Genomic DNA, 24,080 nt, shown 5'->3' with positions numbered 1-24,080 from the left:
CGTACGTACGGTGGTGTGAGAGGGCTGAAGTAAAGAAGAAATCCTTTCCGGGTTTCCGAAGGTCTAAAAGTCTCCTTTACTTTGCTCTACTCGATACGCATTGGTTTTTAATGTTTAAGAAAACCAACTGCTCGGGTATTTTTCAAAGAATTTTTTTGAAAAGAGGAGGGCTTTCTTCTCATAAATGTGCTAAAGCTTTCTGCGTAGTGCTATTTGATCTATGGCTTGTTGGCCATTTTCGATAATGGGCTGGTCGTAGTATTTTAGAAAGTGCCCTTTGGAGATGAAGTAATGCTCAAACTTGAGTTTTTGGTAGTACTCGATGGTGTCCTTGCTGCTGTCGGCGGTTTTCACCACCAGGTATTCATAGCCTTCCATTTTCGAAATCCGAACTACATATTTGATGATTTCCTTACCGATGCCCTGACCCTGGTATTGCGCATCTATGGAAATGTTTTTTAGCTCTATTTCTGAGTCATTGTTGGGCATGAGCACAAATGCCCCGGCAAGCTGGCCATCCAGTTTTGCCAGATAGCAGTCTCCAGAGTACAGGTAGCGCTCGATCATTTCTACGGAGGGGTCTGCTTTGAAGAGCAGATCCATAGGTGCCTTTTCAGTATGTCCGAGTTTCGTAATTTCCAAATTCATAGTTAGCCAGCTTTGCTGCGTGCATGCTCCATGCCCAGGTCTATCCATTTCAGGAGTTGCTGCTCCTGCTCAAACCCCTGGGGAGCGACAAACACAAACTCTTTCATGGGCTTTTTGGTGAAATCCATCTCCCTTGTGTGCGGTTGATCGAGTACAGTGGGCATTTTGTCCGCCATCACACGTACCACCAGCTCGTCCTTGATGATGCCCACAGTCATTTTGCCCCGATATAAAAAAGCCAGTCCGCCAAACATCTTCTTTTCAGTGATGTCTTGCGTGGCGAGGGAGCGAAAAGTATCGCGGATTCGCAGTGCAAGTTCAGGATCATAAGCCATGAACTTTTAAATCTAAATATCTACGAAGTTACTTTTTATGCTTTGGCCAAAAAAAGTGGCTGCCTGCCTATCAAAATTTTCAGGGGAGTCAGTCGTCACAAAGCGCAACTTACCATTTTGTGAACATTTTTCGGCGATTTCCGGATGTCGTTGCAGGTAGTCTGCCAGACTGGGCGCTACGATATCTCCCTGATTGAGGATGGTGACGGTCTCTGGTAGGTATTCGCGCATCTTTTTGAGCATCAGTGGATAGTGCGTGCAGGCAAGCAGCAGCGTGTCTATGTCTTGTGACTGGCTAAAGAGCTCGTCTAGGTATTTTTTCACAAAGTAATCTGCACCATTGTGATCCTGCTCACCATTTTCAATGAGTGGTACCCACATGGGGCAAGCTTGCTGGTGTACGTTGAGCGTGGGTGCTTGTTTTTTGATTTCTATTAGGTAAGATTCACTTTTGACCGTACCTGTGGTGCCTAGCACGCCTATATGGCCTGTGTGGGTGTAGCTGGCTATTACCTCGGCAGTAGGTCGGATTACGCCCAGTACCCGTTTGTGCGGGGCAATTTGGGGAAGGTCTCGCTGCTGAATGGTCCGCAGGGCCTTGGCAGATGCCGTGTTACAGGCCAGGATTACTAGTTCGCAGCCCTGATCAAACAGGTACTTTACGGCTTGCAGGGTATATGCGTAGATGGTTTCATAGGAGCGGGTACCGTATGGCGTGCGCGCATTGTCTCCCAGATATAAAAAGTCATGATCCGGCAGGGTCTTTACAATTTCGCGCAATACCGTAAGGCCGCCATATCCAGAGTCAAATATGCCGATTGGATGTTGGCTCATAATAGCTGGTTACTTTTAGGGGTTTAGTCAAAAGGAAGTTCGTCGATGATGCGCTGGAGTTTGGCTCGGCTGTAAGCGCCTTTGGTGGCATAGATGATTTTGCCGGTATCGTCCAGCAGGTAGAAATAGGGCACGTTTTTGTTATCAATTTTCAAGGCGTCTTTGTAAGTGCTCAGCGATCCCTTATAAAACAGCACATGAGGGTGAAGTTTGGGGTCTACGTCTTTTTCCACCTTGTCCATCACCTTTTTGTATGCGGGGCGCTTAGCACCTGTGAGCATAGGTACAAAATACACGTTCACATCAAAACCAAATTCGAAAATTGTCCCTGATTCGGGTTCTTTGATGAGTTGGTTGTACACCGGGTCAAACCATCCTTTCAGAAATTTTTCAGATTTTTTGGAGAGGGCAATACCTACCAGCGTATGCTTGCCGCTTACATCGGCAGGTAGGTTTACACTCTGGTGTTTGAGGTTTTCACCTTCCAGAGCTGGAAATTGTTGGGCCTTCGCCACGGTGAACGCGGCCAGCAGTAGGATGCTAAGGGTTAAATGGGTTTTCATTGACTTTTTTGTTCTTTATAACCTGTGTCAAGTTAGTATATTCTGCAAATCTGACCAGGGTTTCACAAAAAAGTAAGGTTAGTTTATGGGTAATTGTTTGATAGCCTCCAGAGCAAACTGATGTAAGTTAGCCGATACTGGTGCTACTAGTGTGTGTACATTTCCTGCAGACAAACTTTTGTAAGCTACCTCCTGGTTTTTATATCTTCTGGAAAGATGCAAGTCGCACTTCATGAGATCTGTCAGAATGGTGTTTCCGGGTTCTACCAGCTGTATTTCGGATAGTCGTTCCTTGTACCGCTGGTAATGTGCAGGATGACGCATTAGGTGAAAAAGTGTATCAAAATAAAATTCAAAGGATTCTTGATCATTGCTTCCTCTTACAAATTTGTGGATCACCTCATTGTGAAACGGTATGTTTTTATAAGCACTCCAGACTTTGAGTAGTAGGTCTGTTTTATCAGTATGGGCTCTGTAAAAAATGTCAGTTCGATAAATGGACGAAATCAGTAAGCAGTTGCTCACTGTTATAGATTCAACCAGAGCTCTAAAGCTGTGGGCATCGTGGTGTTTAAACCAGTAGGTAGGGGCAGCACTTCCCTGAATGCTGAGGTATCTGAGGGGTTTCATGTCAGCCGAAAATTTTGGGTTATAGCTATGGGTATACACTAAATATAAGCTTTTTTGATAAAACCTCTTCCATATTCCATTGCTACGGTTTCGTATTTTAATCCAGGATTGATATAATTACGAATTATTGATTGGCAACATTCATCAATCTGAATTATGACATTGCAGCAATTGGAATACGCGCTGGCGTTGCAGCGAAATGGTAGTTTTAATAAAGCAGCAGAGCGACTAGGCATCACTCAACCAGCGCTTAGTACTCAGATCAAAAAGCTTGAGACAGAGATCGGTGTACAGCTTTTTAACCGCAATACCAATCCGATAGAGGTCACGCGAGATGGGCAGCATTTTTTGGAGCGCTCTCAGCAAGTGCTTACGGATGCTAAGCGACTTGTAGATTTTTCAAAAGGTCTGGGGCAGCACTATAAAGACCGCTTAAAAGTAGGGATCATTCCTACACTGGCGCCGTTTTTAGTGCCGTTGTTTAGTAGTGATTTGCAAAAGGATTTTCCGGACTTTTACCTCGATATTCACGAGCTCACCACTGAAAATGTGGTGGCAGGAGTGCGAGATGGTAGCTTGGATGTGGGGCTTATATCTACGCCTATTTCAGTGCCGGGTATTGTGTTTGAGCCACTTTTTTATGAGCGCTTCTTTCTATACTCTGCAGAACACACCAATGGTAAGGCTCATGTAGACCTTCAGGATATATCCTATGATGAGCTATGGCTGCTCAATGAAGGCAACTGCTTCAGAGATCAGATCAATGATTTTTGTGATCTGAATAAGATCAGAGCGGATAAGCGTTTTGTGTATCGCAGCAATTCTATTGACGCTCTGATAAGAATAGTGGATACCAAAGGAGGGATGACCATTTTGCCAGAATTGAGTATGCTGAGTCTGGATGAGGACCAGGAAGAGCGTGTGCTGCCGATAAGCGATACCCCCAAGGCGAGGGAGATTAGCATGATTATGACCAAAAACTATGACAAGCAGCGATTTGTAGCCAAACTGGGAGAGTATGTGTGTAGAAACATCCCCAAACACATGCTTTCAGCCAGCAATTATGAGATTGTAGACCCTCAGATAAAAGGGATTTAGGTGACGCCTTTTACATGAGTGGAGTAACCTTTTGGTGAATGGAGAGTACACTAGATAGGTCAACTACTCAAATACACCATGCTTAATCTGTTTAAAAAGAAAAAGAAATTTGCTGCAAACTGTGCACTATCGGGTATGCCTTTAGATCGCTCCACGGTCTTTTTGATCGGTGCTGCCGACCTGTTGAGGTCTCAAAAGTTTTGGAACAATGTAATGGCTGAGCCTGAAACGCTTAGCTACACCGAAGCATACTTCAAAAGTAAGGATGCTACTGCACAGCGGATTCGCGAGATGCTACTTCAAAAGTATGTAGGTGAAGACAAACCCTGGGTGATAGGAGATAGTTACATCCACTTCTTTGATGTGGATACCGTACTCGCTCAGCAGTGGGGGCAAGAATGGTGGGACTCTGAAGGAAAACAGGTGCCTCAAGCGCTCACAAAATCACTATCGCAAATGCCTGCAGATGAGCTGGATAGTTGCCGGAAGTATGTGTTGGAAGAGGCCGGCCGACAGGCTATAGCGGTGTGATCTATTGCTCCACTCGTGCGCTATCTCCATCTGTAGTTTCCATGTATTTTTTGCCGGCAGTACCTTCACCTTCACCCTCGGTGGGATTGATCTCTTTGCCATCTTGTGTGTAGGTGGCTTCACGGTCTGCTTCTGTGTTGGTTCTGTTGGAATTGCATGCAGAGAATCCTATTATCAGTGCGCAAGTGCAGAAAATTGTTTTCCAGATACCCATAAGCATAATAAGTTTGTTGTTCCTTTTATAGTTAAGTGCTTAGGTAGTTGGATTGTTTCTCCGAAATCCATAACTTTTTTAAGAGTCTTTCGAAATTCGCCTGCAGGCAACTTTTTTACCTTTCGATTGACTTAGATTTGTAATACTTAACCAGCAATTAAAACCAGGGATTTTGAACAGCCAGCAGTGCCAGGACTTTGAGTATCTGGCAGGTCTCAGCTCGGACTTTATAATGAAGTTTGGGACTGACGAGCAATTGACATATATCAATGAAGCCGGCAGAAGTACATTGGGCCTCACAGAAGGGAATACCCTGGAGGAACTGATGCTTTTGCTGTATAGCTTAGACGGCACTAGCCTAAGGATGGGATTGGTACGTGAAGCTATCGACAGCCTTACATCAGGCAAGCTAACACAGCAGTCTATCCCATGTATGCTCAGTTCAGACCCTCATCGTATTGGAGAACTACTACTCACACCTTCATCTGATCAGGTACTGGTAGTCTATAAGTCAGGAGAATTTCATGGTTGGTCTGGCGAAGACCTTGAAAATGTCATGGACTTTTCCAGTCTCAATTCCTGGAGTTACAACGAACAAACACAAGACTTTTGGCTGAGTGAATCTGCTCGGTCCCTCCTACAACTACCTGAAGGATATGTACTTCGTGCTGACAATGTGGATGGTTTGTTTGATGAAGGGGATTTCGCTTATTTGGTGGCGAGCTTTAGCCAGGCTACTGCCGCAGGACAGCCAGTCACTACCAGAATGCGTACCTATGAGGGTAACCAAATTTGGGTTCGGGTCCGCTTTATTTCTGAGAGGATAGTTTCTGGCAAAGAAAAGCTCATACAGGGTGTGTTTCAGGACATTACTGCCACAGAGGAACAGGCAATGATGCTCCGCAGGCAAAAGCATGAGCTGGAAGTGAGCCATCGGCTACTCACCAGGGCAGAGCGCATCACTAAGCTGGGGCACTGGACGCTTTCCAAACAGGCGGGAGTTTTTGAAGTGTCAGACGAAGTGTACCAAATCTGTGAACTGCCTCCAGATACCCGGCTGGATATGCCTACGTTTGAGGTGTTTATCAATCCGGATCATATAAACTGGGCCAAGGGAGAACTGCCAAAGCCCGGACAATATGTGCACCGAATAATTGCTGGATGGAATCAGAAATGGGTAGAAGTAAATGTGGACCCAAAGTATGAAGATTCGCAAGTGGTTTTTGGAACCATTCAGGATATCACAGAGGAGGTAAAGGCCAAACAAAAAGCGCTAAACAATGAAGCCAAGCAAAAGGCGATTATTGATACCATTCCAAATCCGTTCTTTTTTACGGATACCAATGGTCAGGTGAGACAGGTGAACCAGGCGTTTTGTGAGTTTGTAGGATTGAGCAGGCATCGTATCATTGGGCAGTCGCTATATGCTGTGGTAAACTTTGAGGAGACGGAAAAGCTGACCAAGACGGATAAGCTCATGCTGTTTGGCACCCTCAAAGACTCTGTGACGGAAACCGAGGTGCTGGTGGGGGAGAAGAAGCGAACCATTAAGCTTCATAAGAGCACTTTCTTTAATTCGAATGATCGAGTGATGGGCCTCATTGGGATCTTTTATGATATTACCTCTGAGCTCACCACCAATGCACGACTTAGTCTGGCAAATAAGCAATTCGCACTGGCGATATCTGGTGCCAATGCTGGTTTTTTTATCTATGATATACCACGTGATATCAACTATTGGGATCGCAAATCAGCAGAGATTTTTGGTTTACCTCCAGAGCCACACGTAGGTAATTTGTCGGAGTTTTTGCAATGTGTGATTCCCCAGGATAGGCGAAAGCTGCGGGGTGAATATAACCGAGAGTATGACAATGCTGATCGGTTTGAAAACAACTACCGGATCAACAGAAATGGGGAGATTCGCCATATTCATGCGCAGGGGTCTGTAGAGCGCAATGAGCAGGGTAAGCCTATCAAAATAGTGGGGATACACATAGATGAAACCAGCCAGGTGCGGGCACGTCAGCGCCTGGAGCAAAGCGAACGCAAGTACAGACGCATATTTGAAAGCATAAAAGATGGCTATCTCATGGTAGACCCTGAGGGTATAATTCTCAATGCCAACCCTGCTGCCGCTACAATGTTAGGATATCGGATTCCATCACAACTGATCGGGAGAAATTTTAGTAAAATAGCCAATGAGCCATCCGTGAACCTGAAGTATTTCCGCTCAGAATTAATGCAACAAAAGGAGTTGGAAAATGTGAGATTGGAGTTGCGGCGCAAAGACGGAGAGCAGATTATCGCCAATTTTTATGCGGCCCTACAAAGTGAAAACGGGAAGCACATTGTGGAGGCAACTTTTCGGGATGTGACACGGGAAATTCAGACGCAGGAGCAAATTATAGCTGCTACGATCAACGCTGAAGATAAGCAACGGAAGCGAATAGCCCAGGAGCTACATGACAGTGTGCAGCAGCTGTTGATCACCGCCAAAATGAACCTGGAATCCATTGCTCACCGGGTGGACGAGCTAGGTGAAAATATTCGGAGAAATTTTGATGTGGGCTTGAAGTTTTTGGACGAAGGATTGATGGAGTCACGGTCGGTGTCCTATGATTTGATGCCTGCTGCTGTAGAGGATTTTGGTATAGCGGCAGCTACCGAAACACTCGTAAATACCATGCGCAGGGCCTCCAATATCGATTTTTTTTACATGACCAACCTGACCAATGAGCGGCTGCCCGGCACAGTGGAGCTGAGTCTTTACAGGATTTTGCAGGAGAGCTGCAACAACGTGATCAAATACTCCAAAGCCTCCGAGGTACATGTCAACTTGACGTTGAAGGACGGGCTGTTGACCCTCACTGTGGAAGACAATGGGGTGGGGTTTGACGTGTTTAAGACCACCACAGACAAGACGTTTGGGCTCACCAGTATGAAAAACCGTGCCACCTCTATAGGTGCTCACTTTGAAGTGAATAGTGGTGCTCAGGGCACCATGGTCATGGTAGAGCTCAAAGTTAAAGCTATTGACTAGGCGATATTGGTGAAGACTGCCTGGACATCATCATCGTCTTCGATCTTGTCCAGCATTTTTTCTATTTCTTCCATTTGCTCGTCAGAAAACTCCACCGGCGAGGTGGGGATGCGCTGAAGGTTGGCTTTCTTAACATCCAGATTTTTGTCTTCCAGGGCTTTGGAGAGTGATCCAAAATTGGTGTAATCAGCATACAGGTAGATCATGTCCTGATTCACTTCTATTTCCTCAAGGCCAGCGTCTATAAGTTCCAGTTCCAGTTCTTCCAGGTCAACGCCTTCAGGTTTTTCCATTTCAAAAACCGCCTTTCTGTTGAACATAAACTCTAGTGAGCCATTGGGTACTACGCCTCCACCGGCTTTGTTGAAGTATGATTTTACATTGGCTACCGTACGTGTGGTATTGTCTGTAGCACATTCTACAAATACCAAAACACCATGTGGTCCTTTGCCTTCGTATGTTACTTCTGTATACTCTGCTGCATCACTTCCGCTAGCGCGTTTGATAGCGTTTTCGATGTTGTCTTTAGGCATGTTTTGTGCCTTGGCATTTTGAATGGCCGTACGCAGCTTAGCATTCATTTCCGGATCTGAGCCGCCTTCTTTTACAGCTACTGTGATGGCTTTGGCAAGTTTTGGAAACAGTTTGGACATTTTATCCCATCTTGCTTCTTTGGCTGCTCTTCGGTATTCAAATGCTCTTCCCATAGTCGAAAACGTTTTTGGTGCGACAAAAATAGAAATAAGCTACATTTTGCAATAGCCTATGGTTGAATTTTACCTGTTTTAGAAGATAACTCTGATAGGAAAGGTCTGAAGGAGATTCTAGAGGCTTTTAAGCATGCTTAAGCTCTCTTGCAACGTTGGAGTTGTTGAGGTTGTTGGCGATTTCAGATAGCTGCTTGGTGGACGTGGCAAAATATTTCATGATGAACTTAGTGTCTTCATGAGCCATGCAGAAAGCTTCATAATCTTCCTTTTTGCCACCAAAAAATTCTTTATTATACCAAATGTATCCTTCCATTTCGGCAATCAATTGTTATTTGAATACTATCAATTGATAGTATTTTCTCAAAGAAAAGTAATTTAAACTTAACAACTATATCAAATGATATAAAAAATTATTTGCGGGGCACTAAAATTTCAAAGCGAGTTCCTGTTCCTGGCTCAGACTGAAGGTTCAATATGCCATTGCATTTAGCTACTCTTTGGCGGATGTTTTTGAGCCCATTGCCCTGTGTAGCTTCCAGGCTGAGGTCAAAGCCGATACCATCGTCAGATAGCACACATAGCAGAGCAGAGCCTGATCTTTCTATGCTGAGGTGAACATTATTGGCTTTTGCATATTTCATTACATTGGCCAGGGCTTCCTGTATGATCCGGTAGATGTTCATGGTGATTTCGGTGGTGATATCCTCTTCCTCAAAATCGAATTTGTAATCTATATGGATTTCAGCAGGGAATGACTCGATGATGTCCAGTAATGAATTTTTTAGCCCCATGTTTTCCATGGAATGTAAGGAGAGGTTTCTGCTCAGTCGCCGGGTTTCCTCCAATGCAGATCTAATCAGATCGTCTGCTGTCTCTACCCGGTCAATGCGTAGGTTGTCTTTACTCATCGACGAAAGGTACATGCTGGCGGCTACTAGTTTTTGTGTGAGGCTATCATGTAGATCTGCGGCTATGAGACGCCTTTCGTTTTCCTGAGCATCCAGGATGGCATTTTTGTTTGTCCGCTCTTCGGTAATGTCTACTATCGTGCCATAGTAGATGGTGTTTTCATAGGAGTTTACATCGGGCTTCATAGAGGTGCGGCAGTAGATGATATCATTGCTCCACTTGGCCAGACATCTATGCTCCATTTCGAAGACTTCCTGGTTTCTAACGGCTTCTTGTATGGCTTCACGTACTATGTCGCGCTCAGCTTCAAACACCCTGTTGATAAATGCCGAAAATGGGAGCTTGTTTTTTTTTGTTTCAAAGCCCAGGATTTCCAAAAACTGATCTGAGCAGTGAATTACTTTTTGTTTGACTTGCAGTTCAAAACTCCCTGATTTCGTCTGAATTTCGGACTGATGAAGGAGGAGTTCTTTTCTTCGGAGTTGTTCTTCTTGTTTTTTCTTGCTGGTGATTTCCCTACTCACACCTACTATTCCGCGTTTCATGCCCTTTACGGAATGTAGCGGAGTTTTGAGCGTTTCCATGATTACCCGCTCCCCGTGGCTGTTTGCATATTCGGTTTCGAAAAGAATTCTGGAGTTGTACTTCAATACGTAATTGTCCGACTCTCGTGAGGTGTATACAAAATCATAGCGAAACAGCTCTTCATCTGTTTTACCCTGAGCGTCTTTCAGTTCGAGGTTGAAATGTTGAGCAAAAGATTTGTTGAACGTAATGTATCGTCTGTTTTCGTCCTTGAGGAATAGCAAATCAACAACGCTTTCCATAATGGTCTGAAGGATGGCGTTTTTCTGTACGAGTTCATCTGCGTTGCTTAGCTGTATGCGCCTGTTTTCGGCCTCCTGCAGCAGACGCAGAATGGTGCGTGGTATACGTGCATCATGACCTTTGAGGATGTAGTCATTAGCCCCTTTGCGCATGAGGTCAACGGCTCGCTCTTCACCGAGCGTACCCGACAAAAACAAAAATGGAACCACCGGGTCTGTGGCTCTTACGATCTGCAACGCATCTGCTCCTGTAATTCCGTTGAGATTGAAATCAGATATAATCAGGTCAGGTTGCTGCTTGTTTTGCAGCTTTTCGACGAGTTCCTCACGGGAGGAAATATGTGTGAGCTTAAATGATAAGTTGGATTTTTTCAGGACACGCTCCAGGAGAAGTACATCATTCTCATTGTCTTCTAGGTATAAAATATGTATTTGCTGGTTGTTCAAATCATTGGGGCTTTTTTCAGGGTACCTGGTTGACCATCAGCCAGTAAGTACTGATATTTTTGGCCGCTTCGGTAAATTGGTCAAAATCTATCGGTTTTACAACATAACTGTTTGCTCCAAGTTTATAGCATTTTGCTAAATCTTTTTCTTGTTTGGATGAAGTAAGTACCACCACGGGTATTTCGCAGGTAGAAGCATTGGCTTTAATTTCCTCTAGTACTTCAACTCCCATACGCTTAGGAAGTTTAAGGTCTAGCAAAATGAGGCGTGGCTGTATGGACGGGTCCCGGTCTGCATAAGCACGTTTTGCAAACATAAAATCGAGGGCTTCTGCTCCATCATTTACCCATACGATATTTTCTCTGGGTACGACTTTTTTTAGCACTCTCAATGCCAATGAAGCGTCATCTGGATTGTCCTCTACGAGTAGGATGTCGAGGTTGTTATTCATGATTTTTCGGATTTGGGTAATGAAATAGTGAATGAAGCTCCTTTACCTTCTTCTGACAAGAAGCTAATTTCGCCGTTGTGCATGTCTATGATTCTTTTGCAAATGGACAGACCGATGCCTGTTCCTTCAAAATCGCGATCAGTATGCAAGCGCTGAAATACTTCAAATAATTTATCGGCATATTCCATGCTAAACCCTACGCCATTGTCCTGAATGGTTATGGAAACGTGGGAGTCGGTACTTTCGCCATAGATCGTCACCAGTTGGTCAGGATTGTTGCTGCTGTATTTCACAGCATTTGATATCAGGTTTTGAAATACCTGTCCCAATAGGCTGTAGTCCCCATGGATAGTCGGAAGCTCACTAATATCAAATTTCACTTTTTTATACAGCGGATCTGCTTGAACGATTTCCCCAATAAGCTTCTCGGCAGCAAACTGGCTCATGTTGGTATTTTTCCTTGAAAGGCGGCTTAGCTCCAGCAGGTTATCAATTAGCTCGCCCATTTTTTTGGCATTTCCTATGATCCGGTCCAGGTACATGGTGATCTCGTCGGGGAGTTGCTCGCTGTAATCCTCATGAATGGCTCTGGAAAAACCATTGATAGCACGAAGTGGTGCCCTGAGGTCATGTGAAACGGAGTAGGTAAACGCCTCTAGTTCCTTGTTGGCGTTTTGCAGCTGACTGGTACGCTGGTTTACCAGGTGTTCGAGTTCTGCTTTCTTATTTTGTATTTCCAGGTCATAGCGTTTTTTTACGTCTATGTCCTGAAACAGTCCTTTAAGGCTGGTGACTTTGCCATCAGTAATGACCGGATGTCCTACAGCTCTCACCCAAACATCTTTTTTGGTGCTTGTGACCAGACGCAGTTCCAGGTCCCACGGCTCGTGCTTTTCTATTGCCAGGTTTACTGCCGCTGAGATCAAAGGCGCGTGATCAGGATGATAGTAGTTGATAGCAGATTCTAACGTGATTTTGGTGTTTAGCGGGAGTTCATGAATGTCATAAACCATGTCGCTCCAAAATACGGATTGCTTTTCCAGATCGAGCTCCCAGCTGCCGATTCTTGCGATTTTAAACGCAGTGTCCATCATGGCAGTGGTTTCTTGTAGCTCTTCTTTCTGCTGCTTATTTTCCCGGTTTTTTAGCACCAACTCAGTGGTGTCATTTACCATAGCCAAAAAGTAGGTAGACTTATCAATGGGGTCTTCAATTTTGGAGAGCGAAACATTGGCATGAGCGATGCTTTTATCTTTTCGCAAATACCTTTTATCTACAGAAAGCACACTAGTCTCCTGATTTTTAAGCTGCTCAAAGCATTCAGTGGACTTTTCTAGATCATCTGGATGCGTCATTTCCATCACTGTGTTGTTTAGGACTTCCTCTTCCGAATAGCCTAGAATCTGGCAAAATCGGCCATTGACCATGAAGGGTTTAGCTGTAGAATCAATTAATGCTATTCCAATAGGTGCCGTGTTAAAAATATTTGCAAGGAATTGCTCGCGCTCTTCTAGCTTTTGCTGGGCAACTACTTTGTCAGTGATGTTTTCTGTAAACATGATGATCCCACCCACATCACCGTTTAGGTCGTACCACGGCTGTAGGTCCCATCGGAAGTACTCCATTGTGCCCTGAAGCTCAATGGCATCTTGCTCCTTACTCACTTTTTTGCCTTGCTGGGCTAGCTTAATGGAGTCAACCCACGATGGGTTATTCAGAAATGGGTTAGAATCAATGAAGTAGTTGGTGCCAATGATGCTTTGTGATGTTCCATATGCTGAGTACCAGCGGTCGCTAGCTGCCAGGTAGTTCATGTCTTTGTCAAACATGGCTACAGCATTTGGTGTGTATTTTATAAATAGGTTTAGTTGCTGCTCTACAAGCGTTCTTTTGTCAATTTCTTGCTGCAGCTCAAAGGGGCTTTTGAAATTGAGCGCTACAGGGATGGCCTGGGTGAGTGCTATGACTGTAACCCAGGAAATGACTCCAGTAACGAATTTTAGAAAGCCGCTAAAACGATAAATCGGCTCCCAAAAGATAATGGCTTCTATCAGGTGTGTAAAGCCACACAGAAGAATGAATGCCGCAAAAAGGGCCAGGAATTTTTTAAAGGGTACGTCCTGCTTTCTTCTATATAGGATGAAAACCAGTAAAATAGGGATGCTGAGATATGCCGTAAAGATGGATATGTCCGAAACGATCATGAACCATCCTTCGAACTCCGACCAGGTGCCGCAGCTCCATCGGGCAGGATAGCTGGTGGTATTAAAGAGGTTTTGGAAATACTCGCTGAAACCAGACGTGGTGATGGCTCCAGTGGGAGTTTTGCAAAGTGCCATGTGCTGATCTACCGGTAGGTTTACCTGGTAGGCGTCATCCTCAGCCAATAGCAAATGACTAGCACTGAGGATTATGGCGGTAAAAAGGATAAAACGTTTCATTCACTGATTCTTACGCATGAACTTGACATAAGTCAAGAAACAAATAGACTTACAGTAATGAAGAGTCTATCTCGATATTAGCCGAGTAGGAATCAGAATTCGTTGGAGGTGCCTAATCGCTCGGTGAGTGATTAGTTGAAAAAGTCGGTGAAATTTCGCCTTTTTTCTAGTTTCAGATCTTGCAATAGGGCTGATTTAGGTCTGATCGTGAGCGAAAAAGACTGGTATCTACCAAAGGGAACCCAGTTGAAGTTTAGCGACCAGCAGTGAAGGTCTCTTACCACACCTATTCGGGTTTGAGTAAAGTCTTTGTTCTTCACATCATAGCCAGAGTTGAAGGTGATCTGGGTTTTGTCAGTGAGGCCTAGAGTGCCGCTAAACTGTATGCCATGGCTGGTTACCTGCGCATCGGCCAGGCCATTTTGAGACCTGCTGATGTTGTAGGCCACACGTAGGCTCCAGGGTACATTAAAATCCACATATTCTTCTGGATTTTGCTGGACATATTCTTTTTCGCCTTCTGTGCCAAATGGGCTATCCTGGATGGCATTGCTGCTCTCATCAAATGGACTTTGGTTTGGATTGTTGTTTTGCTGTTCGTCGTTTTTGTTTTTGCTGTTTTTGGGCTTGAGCGAAAAGCTAATGTTTGTTCTCAGTGAAGACAAATTACCCAACCCACCACCATTGTTCCAGGCATATCGGTCCAGTTTTCGGCCGTTGTTGGTGCCATCTTCTACATACACATATGGGTCAAAGGCACCTCCGAGGGTGACATTCACTTTGTTGTTGAAGAAGCTCGTTCGCGCATTCCAGTTGATGTTGCTTAGCTTAAAAGAGTCTGCAGCGAAATTATAGCCTGTATTAAATGACAGGTTGTCGAACAGTTTAATCTTCTTAAACTCGTTGGCCGTATCCTTTTTAGCTCTCACTTTCATCTCAATGTTGTTGGTCAGGGAGAAGCCCACTGTACGGCTTTCGCTACCTCGGGGGCTGCCATATGCAAAACCCTGATATTTGGATACAGTGCGCGTATTGCCAGCACTATCCACCTGGATGGTTTCGTACACGCCATATTTTTCATCCGAAAAGTCGGGGTTATAGCTGAAGCTTACGCTTGGGGTCATGACGTGGCGGATGGCTTCTATGCCAGATAGGCCTTTTACGTAATACATACCGTACATCCGGGTATTTACCGATGCTCCTGAGCTCCAGCTGCCGGCACGTGAAAATGTCTGGGTAGTGTCTACACGCACACCGCCTTCCTCAGGCACATAGGTGAAGTCAAGCTCTTTGGTATACCAAACTTCCTGATAGTTGAAGCTTGGGCTTACTGTAAAGTACTTCAGTAGATTAAAAGAAGTAGAAACGGGGATGGTGTGCCTTCCGCCTATTTTGGCTCTGTCGTATAGTGTCCCGAGGTTTTCCAGGTTAAAGGCAAGCGTATCGTCTACTTGCTCGTAGTTGATTGGTGTGAAACCAAGTCCACTCACAGATGGTGTGGAGTTGGTGATTTCATTTTTCGCTACAAAGTTGTGGCTGAAACTGATTTTTGCCAGTGGGGATTTTGATGATTTTACCAGCTTTTTAAATGGGTAGATCCGGTTTACGTTAAGGGCCAGGTCAGGTAGCGTCATAGTATAGATACCCGACTGGATGTTCTGTGTTTGGCGCAGGTTTGTGGAGAGGTTCATCGGCAGCCTGTTAAACCGCTGACTGTAGCTCACACTAGAGGTAAAAGTGGAGTTGATACTTCGCTGTGGATCCACGATCGCCACGTTGTTGTTTTGGTTGTAAGAGCTCGACCCGGCGTTTACTGAAGCACTAAAGCTGGAGTTGCCGCGTGTTTCGGGGCGTAGGTTCCATCGTATCCAAAAGTCACTGTTTTCGCTATCTCCTTCTGGCCCTTGTATGATGTTTTTGTTATAAGCAAAATTTAGCGCCCCACTAAACTGATAGCGTACTTTGTAGTTTGATGTAATGTCAAACGCATAGCCGCCTTTGGAGTAGATGTCACCGGTCACTCTCAGGTCCATGTAGTCACTGAGAGCAAAGTAATAGCCTCCATTTCTTAAGAAAAATCCACGTCTGCTTTCCTCTCCGTAGGAAGGAAAAACTATTCCCGATGCTTTCTGTCTTGGCTGTGGAAACATGCCAAAAGGAAACCAAAGTGGAGTAGGTACCTCGCGGAATTTTAAGTTGAAAGGGCCGGAAACCACCTTGTTGCCCGGGATTACCTTGATTTTTTCAGATTCTATGAAAAAGTGAGGGTCGGCGAGGTTACACGTAGAGTACTTGGCGCCTTTGATAAACAGCTCATCTTCTTCGTTCTTTTTCACATCTTCACCATGCATAAAGGCCCCGTCTTGCTCGGTGACTACTCCTTTGATGATGGCTCGTTTGGTTTTGAAGTTGTAGAGAATGTCTTCGGTTTCGTAGACATCACTGCCTTGCGAAAAAACAGGCTTTCCCTTTTTTCGCCCCAGCGTATCGGTAGAATATTGCGATTTGATAGTACGTTCGTTCCAGTTGATACTGGTTTGGTCAGCATCTAGTGATATGCTGCCATAGTCGATGTGGGTTTTGCCGTAGAGGTAAAGCTTTCTCCCCTCCACATCAAAAACCATGGAGTCACGGGCATTGTAATTGATCGTGGTTTCAATCGCATCCTTTCGCTTTTTGGGTGCTATGGCCGTATCTGACGGGTTGCGTGTGGAATCTCGCACTACGGCACGGTTTTCGCCTTCCGAATTACCCTCAATGAAAGTATCACCACTATACTCTAGTTCGGGATTTGTGCCAACAGTAGCACTGTCCGCAGGGGCTTCTCGCGTGGAGTCTGTCTGTGCTGACAATCTGAAGATGACCAACAATAAAATAAATACTAACGCAGTTCTCCTCAAGCCCGCTATTTCATTAACTGGTGAAAAATTTACAATTTTGCGTAAAATTATGGCATTTTAATAAGTATATAACCGAGTCACCGTGAGAAATATTGCAGTAGCTTTTGCCATTTGTATACTGATGATTCTGGGGTCGTTTCATTCCATAGGGGTGAAAAATTATAAGATCGACAAAATTGTCATCGATCCGGGACACGGAGGAAGGGACCCTGGCACCCATGGAGCTATCAGTGAAGAGAAAAATGTAGCTCTAAAAATAGCCCTGGAGCTGGGTAGAATCATCAAGGAAAACCTGCCTGAAGTAGAGGTAGTGTATACACGAAATGATGATAGCTTTCCACAACTACACGAACGCGCAGACCTGGCCAATCAGCAAGATGCCGATCTGTTTGTGTCTATACATGCCAACTGGGTGGCCAATCCGCGTATACATGGCATGGAAACCTATGTGATGGGTATAGACAAGCTGGAAAAAAACTTTCAGATAGCTAAGCGCGAAAACTCCGTAATACTATTAGAAGAAAATTCTCAAGACGAGTATGACGGTTTTGATCCGAATTCTCCTGAGTCATATATACTTTTTTCGCTCTATCAAAGTGCCTATCAGCAAAACAGCCTGAGGCTGGCGCAAAACATTGAAAGTCAGATGAAAACACGCGTGGGGCGCAATAGCCGTGGGGTACGATCTGCACCTTTTTTAGTATTGTGGCGAACATCCATGCCTTCTGTTTTGTTTGAAGTGGGATATCTTAGCAATGCTAAAGAGGAAAGAGATCTCAATGATAAGCTCAATCAGGTGTATATCGCTTCTGGCATATACAGGGCTTTCCGTGACTACAAGCAGGAATTAGAATCAATGAACTAATTAATTGCGCTCAGCATGTCAAAAGAATTCAAAGTAGGCTTAATAGCCCTCGTATCAGGAGTACTTTTATACTACGGATTCAACTACCTCAAAGGGGTTGATTTTTTTTCACCCACCAATAAATACTATGTGATCTACGATAATGTGGATGGATTGAATAAATCCAACCCCGTGATCATCAATGGTCTGGCTGTGGGTAGAGTGAGCCGGATCAAGCTCATGCAAAATGATGAAAACCTGATTATGGTGGAGTTGGATATAGATGAAACCATCACACTTGGGGATTCTACTGTGGCCTCCCTCACCAATACAGATTTTCTTGGAAGCAAAGGCATAGTCCTTACCATAGGGCCTTTACATAACCCCATAGAGCCGGGAGATACACTCATCTCTTACGTAGATAAAGGGCTCAACGAAATTTTGGCCAGCGCAGAGCCAGTGGCCAGTAACCTCAATACCACCATCACGCGGGTAAATGAAATACTCATAGGGCTAAAAGGCAGCGGCGAGAAAATCAACGAAACCATAGACGAAGTACGAAAAACAACCATAAGCGTAAACGAAATAATCAGTGAAAATCAGGCGGAGTTGGCAGAAATTATGTCTAGTACTGCTGTGCTGATAGACAATTTGAATGCGAAGCTGGACCAGGTAGACCCCATCATGGCCAAAACGGAGGGGGTGTTAGACTCTCTCAATGCGCTGGAAGTAAACAAAACACTGGCCTCTGTGCGAGGTACACTCGATAGCCTCAATGCTACCATTACCATGCTAAAAAACCCTGACGGAACCTTAGGAAAGCTGGTAGCTGATGATTCGCTGTACCAGTTAATAGAAAAAACCATTGTGGATTTTGACAGTCTTGCAAATCATCTCAACTACTACCCAAAGCACTTCTTTGCGCCGCTAGGCAAAAGCCACAAAAGAGTAATGAAAGATTTGAAAAAGGAGGATTGATGACATTCGATCCTCCTTTTTTGTTTAGTATAATGTCTACACCCCAATTTAACCTATGGACATCCAATTCAATAAAAACGAAGATTCGAATAAGCTGCTCGTTTCTGAGCTAAAACAAAAACTCAAAAAAGTCTACCTCGGAGGAGGGGAGAAAAAAATAGCCTCACAGCATCAAAAAGGCAAACTGACTGCACGAGAGCGCATCGAGTATTTGCTGGACTCAATGGATTCATTTCTAGAGGTAGGTGCACTGGCTGCTGACGGAATGTATCAGGAGTGGGGCGGCTGCCCTTCGGCCGGCGTGGTGGCTGGAGTAGGATACGTGTCCGGCAGGCAATGCGTGGTGGTGGCCAATGACGCTACTGTGAAAGCAGGAGCGTGGTTTCCGATGACCGCCAAGAAAAACCTCAGAGCCCAAGAGATAGCTATCGAAAATCGCCTGCCTATCATCTACCTGGTGGATAGTGCAGGAGTTTTCTTACCCTTACAAGACGAGATATTTCCAGACAAAGAACACTTCGGACGCCAATTTCGAAACAATGCCCGCATGTCCTCTGAAGGGATCATACAGGTAGCCGCAGTGATGGGTAGCTGTGTGGCAGGTGGTGCCTATCTGCCCATCATGTCGGATGAAGCGATGATTGTGGATAAAACCGGCTCTATTTTCCTGGCCGGAAGCTATCTGGTAAAATCGGCCATCGGTGAGGATGTAGATAATGAAACGTTAGGAGGCGCTAGCACTCATTGTGAAATTTCGGGAGTGACTGACAACAAGTACCCGGGAGACAAAGAATGTTTGGACGCTATCAAGCGCATTTTTGATCGGATAGGAGAGCAGGAGACGGCTGGCTTCAATAGGAAGGCTGCAAAGCCTCCTAAAAAAGATGAAAAGGAGCTGTACGGGGTTTTTCCTGCTGATCGCAACTTGCCGTATGACATGCTGGAGGTGATCCAGAGATTGGTGGACGAATCGGAGTTTGAGCAGTACAAGCCGGACTATGGCAAATCACTACTTTGCGGCTATGCTCGTATAGATGGCTGGAGTGTAGGCATAGTGGCCAACCAGCGCAAGATTATCAAAGCAAAGAAAAGTGGTGGATCGTCAGAAATGCAGATGGGTGGAGTGATCTACAGTGACTCTGCCGACAAAGCGGCTCGTTTTATCATGAACTGCAACCAGCGAAAAATTCCTTTGGTCTTTTTGCATGATGTCAACGGGTTTATGGTTGGAAGCAGATCAGAGCACGGTGGTATCATAAAAGATGGTGCCAAAATGGTGAATGCCGTATCTAATTCTGTGGTTCCAAAATTCAGCATTGTGTTGGGAGCTTCTTACGGGGCGGGTAATTATGCGATGTGTGGGAAAGCATACGACCCCAGGCTTATTTATGCATGGCCCACAGCTCAAATAGCAGTAATGAGCGGAAAGTCCGCTGCTAATACCCTGCTGCAGATAAAAGTCTCAGCACTCAAGGCAAAAGGCAAGGAAATTTCTGATGAGGATAAAAAAGAGATGCTAGATGAGATCCAGGCAAGCTATGACGCAAAACTGAGCCCTTATTATGCAGCGTCCCAGCTCTGGGTAGATGGGGTCATAGATCCTTTGGAAACCAGGAAGGTGATTTCTACCGGTATTGCCGCGGCGAACAACGCCCCTATAGAAAAACCCATGAATGTGGGCGTAATCCAAACATAGCTGAAGGCTTTTACATCCGGCAGGAATCGTTAAATTCGAAGATTAATTCGGATTACAGGAAATTTTAGCTGGAAATAATTGATGAAAGACACTGAACTCAAGGCGCTGGTCACTCTGCTAGAAGATGAAGACGAGGAGATAGTGACACATGTGGAGCAGAAGCTGATGGAGCTCGGCACTGGAGTCATTCCACTGCTAGAGGAGGAGTGGGAGTCAGCCTTTAACCCTTTGAAACAAAGAAGGATAGAGGACCTGATTCACATGCTTCAGTTTGAGCTATTTCAAGAGCGCCTCGAGGACTGGAAGACTAACCGCAGCGAGGATCTACTAGAGGGGATGTGGCTGATAGCCACTTATCAATACCCGGATCTGGACCTGGACGACCTACGCCAGCAGATTCATCAGCTATATGTAGAAGTATGGAGAGAGCTGCGCGAAGACCTCCTGCCCTATGATCAGGTACGCATTATCAATAGTGTGTTGTTCAATGGGCTGAAGTTTAGAGCAAACACCAAGAACTTTCACTCTCCGGCCAACAGCATGATCAATGCCGTGCTGGAGTCAAAAAAAGGCAACCCCATCTCGTTGTGTGCAGTGTATATGCTGATCGCCCAAAAGCTGGAATTGCCCATATATGGAGTGAACTTACCAAACCTTTTCATCTTGATGTACGAGGGGACGGAGAGCACGTTTTATATCAATGCTTTTAACAAAGGCCTGATTTTTACCAAACAGGATATAGACAACTATCTGGAACACCTCAATATTCCTCCTCAGGATTATTTTTATGAGCCATGTAGCAACGAGGATATTATCCTACGATGCCTCCGCAATTTGGTGGTGTCCTTTGAAAAGCTAGGAGACTATCATAAAAGTGATGAGCTCAAAACCGTACTCTCAAAAATGGATGATCAGTTTTCGGGGTTGGCTTAGAGACTATAAGCTAGAAAGTAGTCTTTCACTGCCTCGTAATGTATTTTGTGGGTAATGTGAGGTTGGTCTTTATGGATGGTGCCCAGCATCACCTCATCAGACTCAAATCGTATGGAAGTTTCATCTTTCATGCTGAGCTGTGTGCGTCCATGTATTTTATACAATACTTCTTTGCCGCACCAAATAGCACAAAGCTTGTTTAGGTCGTTTTTGTAGGCTGATTCACTGTCATTGAGAAATTTGTCCTGAATCTTCAAAAGCTTTCCTCTCGCTCGCTCCAGGTCTATTCCGCATGGGGTTTTGAGGTTGATTTGAGCTGCGGCCATCGGAAAGGAATGTGAAATAGAGATTTCTACTTGAGAATTTTTAAGACAGGGCTTGCCGGTGGGTAGAGATGTAACCCCCTCATAGCAGATACCCATTTGCTCGCATAGTCGGTCTACAAGTACCCGCCCCACGATCCATTCCGCCAGACGTGTAGGGTGTAGCCCCTCTGGTACGGTCTCTTTTGTGAGCCCCAGCAGAACCTCATTGGTTTCCTGTATGTTCCACACAGCATATGCTGAATGAGCATTTATTGGTTTAGATAATAACAGCGGCATGGTTTATTCTGATAACCTCTTCTTAATTTTACCCTCAATTTATTGATTATGAGTCCAATTCAGGTAAAAAAACATCATACACTTACCGGCCATAAAGATAGCCTCTATGTTTTGTGTGCCTATGATGAATCGCGGTTTTTCTCAGCAGGTGGAGATGGCATGGTTGTGCTGTGGGATCTCCAGGCACCTGAGGTGGGCAAAATGATTGTAAAAGTTCCGGCTTCTATTTATGCTCTCAGCTACAGTAACCGGCAAGACAAACTGGTAGTAGGCCAAAACTTTAGTGGTATTCATGTAGTAGATGTGGAGTCAAAAAAAGAAATAGGTTCTGTAGCACTCACTAAAGCAGCCATTTTCGACGTTCAGTCCACAGACCAGTACATTTATGTGGCTACAGGGGATGGTGAGGTTTTTAAGCTTGACTGGGAGCTAAAAGTACACCAAAAAGCACGTCTTAGTGGTGAGCATGCACGGTCGCTAGCTATTCACGAGGAGCGAAATGAGCTGGCCGTAGGCTATAGCGATAGCATGATCCGCATTTTGGCGCTGGATGACCTGCAAGTAAAACAGGAGATTTCCGCTCACGACAAGTCCGTGTTTACGCTTCAGTATCACCCGCAAATGCCCATTTTGATGTCTGGTAGTAGAGATGCCCGTTTTAAGCTTTGGGACATAGATAATGGCTATAACTTTGTGGAAGAGGTAGTAGGCCATATGTATACGATCAATCACATTGCCTTTGAGCCTTCGGGTGACCATTTTGTGACATGCAGTATGGATAAGTCTATAAAAGTGTGGGATGCAAATGAATTTAGGTTGTTGAAGGTGATCGATAAGGCCAGGCACGCAGGGCATGGCACCTCGGTGAACAAGCTGCTTTGGATGCAATATCACAATTGGTTAGTATCTTGTAGCGACGATCGCACCATTTCCATTTGGGAAGTAACCAACACGCATTAATTTTAGGTACAGAATATGAAGATTACTCCGCTAGAAATACGGCAGAAGAATTTTGAGAAGAAGCTCAGGGGATATGATAAGGATGAGGTAAATGCTTTTCTGCTATCACTCTCCAATGAGTGGGAGCGGGTACTTGACGAAAACAAGGAGCTGCGAATAAAACTGGATCAGGCTGAGAAAGAGGTGCAAAAACTACGTGAAGTAGAAAGCTCTCTCTTCAAAACACTAAAAACAGCAGAGGATACAGGAGCGAATCTGATTGACCAGGCCAATAAAGCCGCTGAGCTGCACCTCAAAGAAACCCAGATGAATGCTGACGCCATGATGTCTGAGGCTAAGTCCAAGGCCAAGGATATCATAGAAAAGTCTGAAATGGAGGCACGGCAGATCATAGAAGAAATGCAAGATGCTATCAAAGATCTGGAGCAGAACTACCGTGCATTGGAAAACCATCGCGATAATGTAGTTTCTGAGCTAAAAAACCTCTCCAAGGATATTCTAGATAGGATCCAGCGTGCTGCTGGCAAGCAGGCCCAGCCGTTTAGTTTAGAGGATCATACTAAGAAAGTGAAAGCGCTGGTGCGCGAATCGGAAGATCGCATCAACAAGGAAAAGCTAGAGGTAAAGCCAGTGAAAATGAAGCAGCTGGAACAGCCACAGGTGCCCACACCCTCAGCGTCTAAATCCACTCCGGCACCCTCAGCGGAAGAACAAAAGACCCCTAGAAAGACTGCCCCTAAACCAAAAAAGGCAGCAAGCGAGAAAAAAGCCGGAGGCTCATTTTTTGACGAACTCGAAGAATAACAAATAGATGGGATTGGTATCACTGGAAGGCATGGAGTTTTACGCTCGCCATGGCTACTACGAAGAGGAACGAAAGATTGGCAATAAGTACAGTGTGGATGTGCATCTGGAGCTGGACTTTGGAGAGGCTGCTCTTGATGATAAGCTCGAAGGTACGGTAAACTACGAGCGGGTATATGAACTGGTAGCTGAAGTAATGAGCATAGATGCCATGCTCCTGGAACACCTGGCTGGCAAAATGATCAAACAGCTGAAAGGGGCTTTTCCGCAGGTCACACGAGTAGAGGTAAAAGTCAGCAAGTACAATCCGCCGATCAAAGGACTTTGTCACCGGGCTGTAGTTACGTTGGCGGGCTAGGGTTTTTCGGGATCGGTAAAGACAAATCCACGGGCATCAGCGCCCTCATAGAAATCCACCTCTTTGCCGATCAAAAACATGACCTCTTTTTTCTGTACATAGACAGGGATGCCTCGCACATCGTAGCGCAGATCATCCTCCTTTGGTTTGTCAAAACCCAGAACAAATGACACGCCACAGCCACCACCTTTTACGCCCACGCGGAGCCCATAGCCATCAGGTACTTTTTTATTGTCCATGATGTTTTTGATTTCCTTTTGGGCTTTGTCTGTAATCTGTACCGGCTCATTCATATCGCCAAAATAAATACTTATTTTTGATCTTTTT

General features: G+C 45.0%; 24 protein-coding genes. 10 read left to right on the top strand and 14 right to left on the bottom strand.

The window, feature by feature from the left end:
• Positions 1–189: 189 nt before the first annotated feature.
• The 5 genes from C7460_RS21460 to C7460_RS21440 all read right to left on the bottom strand — a co-directional run bounded on the left by C7460_RS21460 (position 190) and on the right by C7460_RS21440 (position 3,010).
• Positions 190–648: a GNAT family N-acetyltransferase gene (locus C7460_RS21460; RefSeq protein ID WP_170148129.1), complete on the bottom strand. Its 459-nt coding sequence runs from the start codon at positions 646–648 to the stop codon at positions 190–192.
• A 2-nt stretch (positions 649–650) separates the two neighbouring features.
• A complete protein-coding gene (locus C7460_RS21455) occupies positions 651–983 on the bottom strand; it encodes a TfoX/Sxy family protein (protein ID WP_115870200.1) in 333 nt (110 codons plus the stop codon).
• A 12-nt stretch (positions 984–995) separates the two neighbouring features.
• Positions 996–1,817, bottom strand: a complete 822-nt coding sequence (gene murI / locus C7460_RS21450) for a glutamate racemase (RefSeq protein WP_115870199.1) — start codon at positions 1,815–1,817, stop codon at positions 996–998.
• Positions 1,818–1,840: 23 nt separating this feature from the next.
• Positions 1,841–2,380, bottom strand: a complete 540-nt coding sequence (locus tag C7460_RS21445; protein ID WP_115870198.1) for a TlpA family protein disulfide reductase — start codon at positions 2,378–2,380, stop codon at positions 1,841–1,843.
• A gap of 78 nt (positions 2,381–2,458) precedes the next feature.
• Complete coding sequence (locus C7460_RS21440; RefSeq protein WP_115870197.1) at positions 2,459–3,010, bottom strand: hypothetical protein; 552 nt, start codon at positions 3,008–3,010, stop codon at positions 2,459–2,461.
• 156 nt (positions 3,011–3,166) lie between these two features.
• On the opposite strand from C7460_RS21440, the gene C7460_RS21435 reads away from it, so the two are divergent.
• Both C7460_RS21435 and C7460_RS21430 read left to right on the top strand, forming a co-directional pair.
• The gene (locus C7460_RS21435; protein ID WP_115870196.1) at positions 3,167–4,108 is read left to right on the top strand and encodes a hydrogen peroxide-inducible genes activator; all 942 of its coding nucleotides are present in this window, start codon (positions 3,167–3,169) and stop codon (positions 4,106–4,108) included.
• Between the two features lie 78 nt (positions 4,109–4,186).
• On the top strand, positions 4,187–4,639 hold the full coding sequence (locus C7460_RS21430; protein WP_147303043.1) for a hypothetical protein: 453 nt from the start codon (positions 4,187–4,189) through the stop codon (positions 4,637–4,639).
• Position 4,640: 1 nt separating this feature from the next.
• Here the strand turns inward: C7460_RS21430 and C7460_RS21425 are convergent, their stop codons facing one another.
• Positions 4,641–4,853, bottom strand: a complete 213-nt coding sequence (locus C7460_RS21425) for a hypothetical protein (protein WP_115870194.1) — start codon at positions 4,851–4,853, stop codon at positions 4,641–4,643.
• A gap of 172 nt (positions 4,854–5,025) precedes the next feature.
• On the opposite strand from C7460_RS21425, the gene C7460_RS21420 reads away from it, so the two are divergent.
• Complete coding sequence (locus C7460_RS21420; RefSeq protein WP_115870193.1) at positions 5,026–7,893, top strand: PAS domain S-box protein; 2,868 nt, start codon at positions 5,026–5,028, stop codon at positions 7,891–7,893.
• On the opposite strand, the gene C7460_RS21415 is transcribed toward C7460_RS21420, so the two are convergent.
• The 6 genes from C7460_RS21415 to C7460_RS21390 form a co-directional block, all read right to left on the bottom strand.
• A complete protein-coding gene (locus C7460_RS21415) occupies positions 7,890–8,600 on the bottom strand; it encodes a YebC/PmpR family DNA-binding transcriptional regulator (RefSeq protein WP_115870192.1) in 711 nt (236 codons plus the stop codon). The two genes, C7460_RS21420 and C7460_RS21415, sit on opposite strands and share 4 nt — an antisense overlap.
• A gap of 127 nt (positions 8,601–8,727) precedes the next feature.
• Positions 8,728–8,916: a hypothetical protein gene (locus tag C7460_RS21410; protein ID WP_115870191.1), complete on the bottom strand. Its 189-nt coding sequence runs from the start codon at positions 8,914–8,916 to the stop codon at positions 8,728–8,730.
• A 97-nt stretch (positions 8,917–9,013) separates the two neighbouring features.
• A complete protein-coding gene (locus C7460_RS21405) occupies positions 9,014–10,786 on the bottom strand; it encodes a hybrid sensor histidine kinase/response regulator (protein ID WP_115870190.1) in 1,773 nt (590 codons plus the stop codon).
• Between the two features lie 16 nt (positions 10,787–10,802).
• On the bottom strand, positions 10,803–11,237 hold the full coding sequence (locus C7460_RS21400; protein WP_115870189.1) for a response regulator: 435 nt from the start codon (positions 11,235–11,237) through the stop codon (positions 10,803–10,805).
• Positions 11,234–13,678, bottom strand: a complete 2,445-nt coding sequence (locus tag C7460_RS21395; protein WP_115870188.1) for a PAS domain-containing sensor histidine kinase — start codon at positions 13,676–13,678, stop codon at positions 11,234–11,236. Before C7460_RS21395 ends, C7460_RS21400 begins: the two co-directional genes overlap by 4 nt.
• Positions 13,679–13,809: 131 nt before the next feature.
• The gene (locus tag C7460_RS21390) at positions 13,810–16,578 is read right to left on the bottom strand and encodes a putative LPS assembly protein LptD (RefSeq protein ID WP_221409601.1); all 2,769 of its coding nucleotides are present in this window, start codon (positions 16,576–16,578) and stop codon (positions 13,810–13,812) included.
• Between the two features lie 82 nt (positions 16,579–16,660).
• On the opposite strand from C7460_RS21390, the gene C7460_RS21385 reads away from it, so the two are divergent.
• The 4 genes from C7460_RS21385 (at position 16,661) to C7460_RS21370 (ending at position 21,029) form a co-directional block, all read left to right on the top strand.
• Positions 16,661–17,443 (top strand): N-acetylmuramoyl-L-alanine amidase family protein, encoded by a 783-nt coding sequence (locus tag C7460_RS21385; RefSeq protein WP_115870186.1) that lies wholly within the window; start codon positions 16,661–16,663, stop codon positions 17,441–17,443.
• Between the two features lie 15 nt (positions 17,444–17,458).
• Positions 17,459–18,400, top strand: a complete 942-nt coding sequence (locus tag C7460_RS21380) for an MlaD family protein (protein WP_115870185.1) — start codon at positions 17,459–17,461, stop codon at positions 18,398–18,400.
• Between the two features lie 55 nt (positions 18,401–18,455).
• Complete coding sequence (locus C7460_RS21375; RefSeq protein WP_115870184.1) at positions 18,456–20,096, top strand: acyl-CoA carboxylase subunit beta; 1,641 nt, start codon at positions 18,456–18,458, stop codon at positions 20,094–20,096.
• 81 nt (positions 20,097–20,177) lie between these two features.
• Positions 20,178–21,029 carry a transglutaminase-like domain-containing protein gene (locus C7460_RS21370; protein WP_115870183.1) on the top strand — a complete coding sequence of 284 codons (852 nt, stop codon included), beginning with the start codon at positions 20,178–20,180 and terminating at the stop codon, positions 21,027–21,029.
• Here C7460_RS21370 and C7460_RS21365 read toward each other — a convergent pair.
• Positions 21,026–21,631: a 4'-phosphopantetheinyl transferase family protein gene (locus C7460_RS21365; RefSeq protein ID WP_115870182.1), complete on the bottom strand. Its 606-nt coding sequence runs from the start codon at positions 21,629–21,631 to the stop codon at positions 21,026–21,028. The two genes, C7460_RS21370 and C7460_RS21365, sit on opposite strands and share 4 nt — an antisense overlap.
• Before the next feature lie 48 nt (positions 21,632–21,679).
• Here C7460_RS21365 and C7460_RS21360 point away from each other — a divergent pair, with 48 nt between their 5' ends.
• From C7460_RS21360 to folB, 3 genes are read left to right on the top strand one after another with little or no spacing between them, the layout of a single operon-like run.
• Positions 21,680–22,591, top strand: a complete 912-nt coding sequence (locus C7460_RS21360; protein ID WP_115870181.1) for a WD40 repeat domain-containing protein — start codon at positions 21,680–21,682, stop codon at positions 22,589–22,591.
• 15 nt (positions 22,592–22,606) lie between these two features.
• Complete coding sequence (locus C7460_RS21355; RefSeq protein ID WP_115870180.1) at positions 22,607–23,395, top strand: DivIVA domain-containing protein; 789 nt, start codon at positions 22,607–22,609, stop codon at positions 23,393–23,395.
• A 7-nt stretch (positions 23,396–23,402) separates the two neighbouring features.
• Positions 23,403–23,753 (top strand): dihydroneopterin aldolase, encoded by a 351-nt coding sequence (gene folB, locus C7460_RS21350; RefSeq protein WP_115870179.1) that lies wholly within the window; start codon positions 23,403–23,405, stop codon positions 23,751–23,753.
• Here the strand turns inward: folB and C7460_RS21345 are convergent.
• The gene (locus C7460_RS21345; RefSeq protein ID WP_115870178.1) at positions 23,750–24,046 is read right to left on the bottom strand and encodes a HesB/IscA family protein; all 297 of its coding nucleotides are present in this window, start codon (positions 24,044–24,046) and stop codon (positions 23,750–23,752) included. The genes folB and C7460_RS21345 overlap by 4 nt on opposite strands.
• Positions 24,047–24,080: the final 34 nt, after the last annotated feature.

It is taken from the genome of Marinoscillum furvescens DSM 4134 (assembly GCF_003386095.1).
Taxonomy (GTDB): Bacteria; Bacteroidota; Bacteroidia; order Cytophagales; family Cyclobacteriaceae; genus Marinoscillum; species Marinoscillum furvescens.
The sequence above is the reverse complement of the archived record's forward strand: the minus strand, read 5'-3'. Positions and strand labels throughout refer to the sequence as shown.